Annotated in this window: 11 protein-coding genes; 8 read left to right on the top strand and 3 right to left on the bottom strand. The window is 67.3% G+C overall.

From position 1 onward, the window contains the following. The 3 genes from ACIQ3R_RS12305 to ACIQ3R_RS12295 all read left to right on the top strand — a co-directional run. A partial coding sequence (locus tag ACIQ3R_RS12305; protein WP_397418897.1) for an SDR family NAD(P)-dependent oxidoreductase occupies nucleotides 1-769 on the top strand: 769 nt, incomplete at its 5' end. Nucleotides 770-780: 11 nt separating this feature from the next. Continuing rightward, on the top strand, nucleotides 781-1,293 hold the full coding sequence (locus tag ACIQ3R_RS12300; RefSeq protein ID WP_397418895.1) for an AAA family ATPase: 513 nt from the start codon (nucleotides 781-783) through the stop codon (nucleotides 1,291-1,293). Between the two features lie 113 nt (nucleotides 1,294-1,406). Next, nucleotides 1,407-1,787 carry a GxxExxY protein gene (locus ACIQ3R_RS12295; RefSeq protein ID WP_397418893.1) on the top strand — a complete coding sequence of 127 codons (381 nt, stop codon included), beginning with the start codon at nucleotides 1,407-1,409 and terminating at the stop codon, nucleotides 1,785-1,787. A 50-nt stretch (nucleotides 1,788-1,837) separates the two neighbouring features. Here ACIQ3R_RS12295 and ACIQ3R_RS12290 read toward each other — a convergent pair whose 3' ends face one another. Continuing rightward, nucleotides 1,838-2,533, bottom strand: a complete 696-nt coding sequence (locus tag ACIQ3R_RS12290) for an HAD family hydrolase (protein WP_397418891.1) — start codon at nucleotides 2,531-2,533, stop codon at nucleotides 1,838-1,840. A gap of 164 nt (nucleotides 2,534-2,697) precedes the next feature. Between ACIQ3R_RS12290 and ACIQ3R_RS12285 the strand changes: the two genes are divergently transcribed. Together ACIQ3R_RS12285 and ACIQ3R_RS12280 are read left to right on the top strand one after the other, a co-directional pair. Next, the gene (locus tag ACIQ3R_RS12285; protein ID WP_397418889.1) at nucleotides 2,698-3,501 is read left to right on the top strand and encodes a PAS-domain containing protein; all 804 of its coding nucleotides are present in this window, start codon (nucleotides 2,698-2,700) and stop codon (nucleotides 3,499-3,501) included. Between the two features lie 15 nt (nucleotides 3,502-3,516). Beyond that, the gene (locus tag ACIQ3R_RS12280; protein WP_397418887.1) at nucleotides 3,517-3,831 is read left to right on the top strand and encodes a response regulator; all 315 of its coding nucleotides are present in this window, start codon (nucleotides 3,517-3,519) and stop codon (nucleotides 3,829-3,831) included. Here the strand turns inward: ACIQ3R_RS12280 and ACIQ3R_RS12275 are convergent. Then, on the bottom strand, nucleotides 3,813-4,058 hold the full coding sequence (locus tag ACIQ3R_RS12275; RefSeq protein WP_397418885.1) for a DUF1272 domain-containing protein: 246 nt from the start codon (nucleotides 4,056-4,058) through the stop codon (nucleotides 3,813-3,815). The two genes, ACIQ3R_RS12280 and ACIQ3R_RS12275, sit on opposite strands and share 19 nt — an antisense overlap. A 62-nt stretch (nucleotides 4,059-4,120) precedes the next feature. Beyond that, the gene (locus tag ACIQ3R_RS12270) at nucleotides 4,121-4,600 is read right to left on the bottom strand and encodes a DUF1330 domain-containing protein (protein WP_397418883.1); all 480 of its coding nucleotides are present in this window, start codon (nucleotides 4,598-4,600) and stop codon (nucleotides 4,121-4,123) included. A gap of 130 nt (nucleotides 4,601-4,730) precedes the next feature. Here ACIQ3R_RS12270 and greA point away from each other — a divergent pair, with 130 nt between their 5' ends. The 3 genes from greA to ACIQ3R_RS12255 all read left to right on the top strand — a co-directional run. Continuing rightward, complete coding sequence (gene greA / locus ACIQ3R_RS12265) at nucleotides 4,731-5,204, top strand: transcription elongation factor GreA (protein ID WP_397418881.1); 474 nt, start codon at nucleotides 4,731-4,733, stop codon at nucleotides 5,202-5,204. After that, nucleotides 5,195-6,196 (top strand): mitochondrial fission ELM1 family protein, encoded by a 1,002-nt coding sequence (locus ACIQ3R_RS12260; protein ID WP_397418879.1) that lies wholly within the window; start codon nucleotides 5,195-5,197, stop codon nucleotides 6,194-6,196. The genes greA and ACIQ3R_RS12260 overlap by 10 nt, the downstream gene beginning before the upstream one ends. A 106-nt stretch (nucleotides 6,197-6,302) precedes the next feature. Continuing rightward, nucleotides 6,303-7,956 (top strand): calcium-binding protein (locus tag ACIQ3R_RS12255; RefSeq protein WP_397418877.1); only part of this gene is annotated, 1,654 nt, incomplete at its 3' end.

The following is a 7,956-nucleotide window of genomic DNA, read 5'->3' as shown; positions in this document are numbered from 1 at the left end:
CAAGGTCGCGCTGGTCACAGGCGGCGCGAGCGGGATCGGTCGCGGCTGCGCCGAGCGTCTGGCCGAGGAAGGCGCGACCGTCGTGGTCACGGACATCCAGGACCCCATGGGCGGCGAGGTGGTCGCAGGCATCCTGAAGTCGGGCGGCAAGGCCGAGTACATTCATCACGACGTCACCCAGGAAGAGGAATGGCAGGCGGTTGTCGCCGGCATCCGGGCGCGCCACGGCCGGCTGGACATCCTGGTCAACAACGCCGGCATCGGCATCGGCGGCTCGGTTCTGGAGATGACGCTGGAGAACTGGCGCCGGCAGACCGCCATCAACCTCGACGGCGTATTCCTGGGCGTGAAGCACTCGATCCCGCTGATGCGCGCGTCCGGCGACGGCGGCTCGATCGTCAATATCTCCTCGGTGGCGGGCCTCAAGGGCTCGGCGAACCTCGCCGGCTACTGCGCCACCAAAGGCGGCGTGCGCCTGTTCACCAAGTCGGTCGCCATGGAGTGCGCCAACGCCAAAGACGGCATCCGCGTGAATTCGGTCCATCCGGGCCTGATCGAGACGCCGATCTGGATCACCGTCCAGGCGGCGATCACCCCGGGTACGAACTCCATGCCCGACCTCGACGCCATGTCGGCCATGGCCGTGCCGCTGGGCGTCAAGGGCGTGCCGCTGGATATCGCGAACGGCGTGCTCTGGCTCTGCTCCGACGAGGCCCGCTATGTCACCGGCATGGAGATGGTGATCGACGGCGGCCTGACCATCCGCTAACGCGCGGCTTCATGACCGCCCAGCCGACCGCCACACTGCACGCCATCTTCGGCCCCTCGGGCGCCGGCAAGACCACCTACGCCCACGCCTTCGCCCGCCGCGAGGGCGCGGTGGCCTTCATCCTCGACGACTGGATGGCGCGCCTCTTCGCGCCCGACATGCCTCAGCCCATCGAGTACGCCTGGATGATCGAGCGGGTGCAGCGCTGTGAGGCCCAGATCTGGTCGACCGCCGCCGCTGTCATCGCCGCCGGCACGCCGGTGATCTTCGACATCGGCCTGATGTCCCGCGCCGACCGGGCGCGCGTGCGGGAGATCGCCGAGGGCTCAGGCCTGCCGTTGCAGTTCCACTTCGTCAGCGCCCCCACCGAGGTCCGCCGCGCCCGGGTGGCCGAACGCAACGTCGTGCGCGGCGAGAATTTCGCCATCGAGGTGACCCCCGAACTCTTCGACTTCATCGAAGGCGTCTATGAACCGCCCACGCCTGAAGAACTGATCGGCGCGGTCATCAGCGAGAGCGCGTAGGCGGACCACGGATGACGCGGATGAACACGGATGGAGTTGCCCTCGACCTCCAAACTTGATGACTCACGATCAAGTTCTTGTATTGTTCCTTTCACGACTTGCCGGAGGGAGCGATGGACGGAGTGTTGATTTCTGCGGACGAGACGTTTCGCATCCGGGGCGCGCTCATCGAGGTGAGCAACGTCATCGGCCATGGGTTCCTTGAGGCGGTGTACCAGGAGTGCGTGGCGCTCGAACTGACGGCGCGCGGAATTCCATTCCGCGCGATGCCCGAACTCCAGCTGACCTACAAAGGGGCCCAACTGAGGCAGACCTACATCCCTGACTTCGTTTGCTGCGAATCAATCATCCTGGAGCTGAAAGCCGTCCGCCAATTGGATGCAGCCCACCGCGCGCAGGTCTTCAACTACCTGAAGGCCACAGGTCTGCGGGTCGGCCTGCTCGCGAACTTCGGCCAAGCCGGTCGGATCGAGATCGAACGGGTCGTTCTGTGATCTGAAGCATCGAACCTCCCATCCGTGTTCATCTGTGTCATCCGTGGTTCCTAGCCCAGAGCTCGGACCCACGCCGGCAGCTCTGAGATGGTCGCCAGCTGAGCAAATCGCGGATGCCCCTGGGGCGGTGGCGCCTCCTCATGCGCCCAGGTGATCGGATAGGGAATCCAGGCCGCCCAGCCGCCGGCGTCGAGCGCCGCGAGCACGTCGGATTTTACGGAGTTGCCGGCCATGGCCGAGCGGTCGGCGCCCGAGCCATGCCGTTCGAACACGCGGGCATAGGTCTCCGGGGTCTTCTCACTGACGATTTCAACGGCGGCAAACAGGTCGCCCAGCCCGGAGGCCGCCAGCTTCTGCTCCTGGTGCAAGAGGTCGCCCTTGGTGATCAGCACCAGCCTATGGGTCTCGGAGAGCTCGGCCAGCGCCGCATCGACGCCGGGCAGCGGCTCCACCGGATGGGCCAGCATTTCGCGCCCGGCCGCCAGGATCTCGGCGACCAACCGGCCGGGCGGGTCTCCGCCGGTCAGCTCCATCGCCGTCTCGATCATCGAGAGCGTAAAGCCCTTCACCCCATAGCCGTAGAGCCGCAGATTGCGCGCTTCGACATCGGCCAGACGCGCGCTGCTGGTGACCTCGTCCGCGTACTCGGCCAGCAAGGCGCGGAACCGATCCTGCGACAGCCGGAAGATCGTTTCGTTGTGCCAGAGGGTGTCGTCGGCATCGAGACCGACCGTGGTGATCCGCATGGGCGGGGCCCATAGGCCGACCGGTCGGGACTGCGCAACTGTTGGGCGACCGGCGCCTCTGGAGTGGGCGCCCTGGAGTGTACAGGGCCCATGCTCTCAACCTTAACGTTATTGTCGAACCTTCGGGGTCAAACACAGGGGGAGAAGGCTCCCGGAGGTTGGGAATGGCGTTGCGAGCACTCTCCGCCTGGTTGAAGCGAAGGCTGGCGGCAGCGGATGTCGACGCCGCGCGGGCCGAGGCGCGGGCGGCCGAAGCGCGTCTGCGTGACGCCATTGACGCGATTCCGGAAGGCGTCGTGTTCCTCGACGCAGAGGGACGCTACGTGCTTTGGAACCGCCGTTACGCCGAGATCTATCACCGCTCGGCCGACCTGTTCCGCCCCGGCGCCCGGCTCTCCGACACCCTGCGTGAAGGCGTGCGGCGGGGCGACTATCCGGATGCGGTCGGACGCGAGGGGGCCTGGCTGGCCACACGCGTGGCGCGCCTGGCGGCCGCCAACGGCGAACGCCACGAACAACAGCTGGCAGACGGCCGCTGGCTGATGATCGAGGAACGCAAGACTTCAGATGGGGGAACCATCGGCCTGCGGGTCGACATCACCGACCTGAAACATCAGGCGAAGGCGCTGGAAGCGGCGCTCAACCAGGCCGAGGCCGCCCAGCGCGCCAAGGATGACTTCCTCGCCGACATGAGCCACGAGCTGCGCACGCCGCTCAATGGCGTGGTCGGGCTTTCGGCGGCGCTGGAGGAAACCGCGCTCGATCCGCGCCAGGCCGAATTGGTCGCGGGTCTGCGGGGCGCCGCGGGCGAGCTGCAGCGACTGATCGCCGGCCTGGTGGACTACGATGGATCCGAGCCGAGCCAACCGTCGGCCGCCTGGGTGTCGCGCACCGCCAAGCGGTCCTTCCGGGTGTTGGCGGCCGATGACAATCCGACCAATCGCAAGGTGATCGAGCTGATGCTCTAAGCGTCGGGCGTCGAGGTGGCGGTCGCCGAAGACGGCGCCCAGGCCCTCCAGGCCTGGCGCGGCGGCGGCTTTGACGCGGTGCTGATGGATCTGCGCATGCCGGTGATGGACGGGCTGGCCGCGATCCGCGCCATACGCCTGGAGGAGTCCGCAGCCGGGTGGCGACGCACGCCGATAATCGTGCTCTCGGCGAATACCGCCGCCCAGGACCGCGCGGCCAGCGCCGCCGCCGGGGCCGACGGCCACCTCGGCAAACCCTTTCAGGTCGAGGCGATCCTGGCCGCTCTTGAGGCGGCTGTGGAAACGGAAGGTCAGCGCTTGGCGGGCTGAGGTCGCTTGATCACCCGTTCGGTGGACGCCGGAAACCGCGCAAGGGCCGCCTCGGGCCGAATTGGACGGCGGACCAATTCGCCGGTGCAGTTTGGACAGCGCCCACCCAGCGGACCTTCGGCGCAATCCGCGCAGAATGTGCACTCGAAGCTGCACATGCGCGCGTCCGGGCTGTCAGCCGCCAAGTCGCGATCGCACCGCTCACAATTGGGTCTCAGGCTCAGCATGACCCCAAACTCCCGCGGCGACGGCTTGGCCGAAAGGACAACAATCCCTCGTTTTCAGCCTGCTATTCGCCGAAACCCGCCCCTAGGTCGTGGATCGGATCCAGCCGCAACAGACGCGAGTCCGCCACCCCAGCCGTCCGGTGCTGAACCAGCACGCGGTACTCGGGATCTCGCACCATATCGATGAAGGCCTGGGAGGTCGGGTACTCGGCGATGAAGGCGATATCCCAGGCCTCTCCCCCGGGACCGGTCACCATCACTTCCGGCTTACCGGCCCAGACCTGCCGTCCGCCCAGCCGCTGAAAGATGTGCGCCGTCGTGCGGCCATAGGCGCGATAGGCGTCCAGACCCGAAAGCGCTTTGCCGTGGTCGGGGTGATCTGGCGGGTACTCGGCCTGCGCCTTGAGCTTCACCAGGTTCAGCATCTGGATCGGGCGGTCGCGCGGCAGGGTCTTGAAAACCTCCCATGCGTCTCGGTCCGGGTCTATAAAGGCCATGGCGCTCTCGGTCGAACTGGCGGGCTTGGATTGGCCCGGGGCCAAGCTAGTATCTTGGTCGCGGGCTTCAAGTCCGCACAGACCTTGATTTTTGCGCTGCACAATCCTAGCTTCTTCGCCCCCGGCGCGCACGCCTGCGGCGGGCAGGGATCATCAGGGCGAACCTCGAGACACGATGGAAAAAGTGCCGATGACCGTCGAAGGCTATCGTAGCCTCGATGAAGACTTGAAGCGTTTGAAGACGCTGGAGCGGCCGGCTGTGATCGCCGCGATTTCCGAAGCGCGGGCGCATGGGGATCTCTCGGAAAACGCCGAGTACCATGCGGCGAAGGAGCGTCAGGGCTGGATTGAAGGCCAGATCGCCGACATCGAGGACAAGATGGCGCGCGCTCAGGTGATCGACGTGTCCAAGCTGTCGGGCAAGCAGATCAAGTTCGGCGCAACGGTGTCGGTGATCGACGAGGACACCGAAGAAAAGGCCCGATACCAGATCGTCGGCGAGCATGAGGCCGATGTGAAACGCGGCCGGGTCTCTGTTACCTCGCCGATCGCGCGGGCGATCATCGGCAAGGAGACGGGCGACGTCGTCGAGGTCAATACGCCCGGCGGCGTGAAGGCCTACGAGATCGTCAAGGTGGAGTGGGTCTGACGACCTCCAGGCGCCCTTTGCGCGTCTGGGCGGTTTCCGACGGCCGGGCGGGCATTGAAGCCCAGGCCTTGGGACTCGCCGAAGCGCTCTCCCGCCAACGGCCGGCCGACGTGTCCATCAAGCGGGTGGGTTGGCGCTGGGGTCTCGGCCGCCTGCCCTATCCCATCATTCCGCCGGCCGCGCGGCGCGGTAATCCGATCGGACCTCCATGGCCCGATCTCTGGATCGCGACTGGGCGGGCGACCCTTCCACTGTCGACCCGCGTCCGGGCCTGGAGCGGCGGCCGAACCTTTGTGGTGCAAACTCAGGACCCGCGCGCCCCGCTGTCATCCTTCGACCTGGTGATCCCGCCCGACCACGACCAACTCTCCGGCTCGAACGTCTTTTCCATCCTGGGCGCGCCGACCCGTCTCGACACCGCGACCCTGGCGGCCGGCGCAGCGCGTATCGCCGGCCGGGTGGCGGATCTGCCCTCGCCCCGGGTGGCCGTGATCATTGGCGGCCGCTCCAGGGCGCACGACCTGCCCGCGGATCATGCCCGGGACCTGGCGATCCGTATCGCCGACGCCGCTCGTTCGGCCGGCGCAAGCCTGATGGTCAGCTTCACGCGCCGCACGCCTCCCGCCGCCCGCGCGGCCATAGCCGAAACCCTGGCCGATGTTCCGGCGTGGATCTGGAACGACGAAGGCGAAAATCCCTACGCCGGATTCCTGGGGCTGGCCGACGCCGTCCTGGTCACCGCGGACTCCGCCAATCTGGCCACAGATGCGGCCGCGACCGGCAAGCCGGTGTTCATCCTTCCCGTTCCGGGCCGCAGCGCCAAACTTGAACGACTGCACGCCGCCCTGGCCGCGCGAGGGGTCGCGCAGCCATTCAACGGCCGCTTTCAGGGACCGACCTATCTCCCGCTCGCGGAGACCGCGCGAGCGGCCGCGGAGGTGTGGCGCCGTTACGACCTCTGGAAAGGAACTGCCGGCGTCGTCTTGAATTAGCCAATGCTTTGTTGCCGAGCCCGGTAGGGGCGGTAACCTTAGCTAAGGATTTACGGTTAAGGTCCCGGCAAGGGACAAACTTCGATTCGAGATTGGGGGCCGCACAGTGGCGACGTTCTTCTTCGAGACCATCACGGCGGAGCAGGCCCTGGCCTACACCCCCGCGGACCAGCTGATCTTCAACACCAACGGCCTGACCGCGGCCCAGGTATCGGTGGCGTTCATACCGTTCACGGCCAACACGCCCGACTACATCATCCTGTCGACGTCCTTCCGGTCGGTGACCTTCTCCGATCCGGGCGGCATCCGCGGCGATACCGACATCGTCCTCCCCGACAGTTCCCGGCTGTTCATCGGTGCGACAGGCAACGACAATCAGGCTGGCACAGCGTTCGCTGACGGTCTCTACGGCGGCCTTGGCTCGGATACGCTCGACGGCTCGGGAGGCGACGACCTGGTTCAGGGCAACCAGGGCGACGACAGCCTTATCGGCGGCACCGGCACCGACGTGATGTACGGTGGTCGCGATAACGACACGATCACCACCGGCACGGGCGGCACGGCCACCGTGTTCCAGTTCGCACAAGGCAACCTGGGCGACGACAGCATCACCGGCAACACCGGCCGCGACCTTCTCCTCGGCGGTCAGGGCAGCGACACCATCGACGGCAGCGCCGGCGGCGCGGACTTCCTGGGCGGCAATCTCGGCGACGATAGCCTGCTGGCTGGGACTTCGGCCGACACCCTGAGCGGCGAAGGCGGGGCCGACACCCTCTCCGGCGGCGGCGGGGCGGACTCGCTGAACGGCGGCGACGGCAACGACAACATCACCGGCGGCGCGGCCAGCGACACGGTCGACGCTGGCGAAGGCGACGACACGGTCAGCGCTTCGACCGGTGTGAACATCATTCTCGCCGGCGGCGGCAACGACAGCATCGTCGCCGGAACCAACGCCGACAACATCGATGGCGGCTTGGGCGACGATACGCTTTTCGCCGGAGCCGGAACCAATACGGTCACCGGCGGCCTCGGTAACGACAGCGTCAATGCCGGCGGCGACGCCGACAACATCAACACCTCGGACGGCGACGATACGGTCAGCGACAGCGGCGGCGACAACACCATCGTCACCGGCGTGGGCAATGACGCGATCACCGCCGGCGGCGGCAACGACAACATCAATGCCGGCGACGGCGCGGACACGGTGACCGCCGGCGGCGGCGCCGACACCATCGACGCTGGAACGGGCAACAACGTCGTCTCCATGACCGGCGGCGGCTCCGTCATTGCAAGCTCAGGCCAGGACACCGTCAGCGGCGCGACCGAAGCCACCACCTATGCCGTGGGCGGGGGCGCCGACTCGATCTCGTCGGGCGCGGGCTCCGACATCGCCGACCTCAACGACGGCGATGACACCTTCACCGGCGGCGGCGGCAACGACTCCGTACTGGGCGGCGCCGGGTCGGACAGCATCACCACCACCGGCGGCAACGACACGGTGGATGCGGGCGAAGGCAACAACACGGTCAGCGGCGGCGCAGGCAACAACAGCCTGACCACCGGGTCGGGCAATGACTCGATCCTCGCCGGCGCCGGCAATGACACGCTGAACGGCGGCTCGGGCAACGACACCATCAACTCCGACGCGGGTCTCGACATCCTCGGCGGCGGCGCGGGCAACGACCTGCTGACCTACACGGGCCGCGGCGCGGTGACGGCGGGCGAAGGCGACGACACCGTCAACGGCGGCGGCAGCGCGA

The organism is Phenylobacterium sp. (genome assembly GCF_044371015.1).
GTDB lineage: Bacteria > Pseudomonadota > Alphaproteobacteria > Caulobacterales > Caulobacteraceae > Phenylobacterium.
Note: the sequence above shows the minus strand (reverse complement) of the source record. Positions and strands in the feature narration are given on the sequence as shown.

Excerpts from the sequence above, each read along its gene's own strand:
- ACIQ3R_RS12300 (WP_397418895.1), top strand. The coding sequence starts at position 781 with ATGACCGCCCAGCCGACCGCCACACTGCACGCCATCTTCGGCCCCTCG.
- ACIQ3R_RS12295 (WP_397418893.1), top strand. The coding sequence starts at position 1,407 with ATGGACGGAGTGTTGATTTCTGCGGACGAGACGTTTCGCATCCGGGGC.
- ACIQ3R_RS12290 (WP_397418891.1), bottom strand. The coding sequence starts at position 2,533 with ATGCGGATCACCACGGTCGGTCTCGATGCCGACGACACCCTCTGGCAC.
- ACIQ3R_RS12285 (WP_397418889.1), top strand. The coding sequence starts at position 2,698 with ATGGCGTTGCGAGCACTCTCCGCCTGGTTGAAGCGAAGGCTGGCGGCA.
- ACIQ3R_RS12275 (WP_397418885.1), bottom strand. The coding sequence starts at position 4,058 with ATGCTGAGCCTGAGACCCAATTGTGAGCGGTGCGATCGCGACTTGGCG.
- greA (WP_397418881.1), top strand. The coding sequence starts at position 4,731 with ATGGAAAAAGTGCCGATGACCGTCGAAGGCTATCGTAGCCTCGATGAA.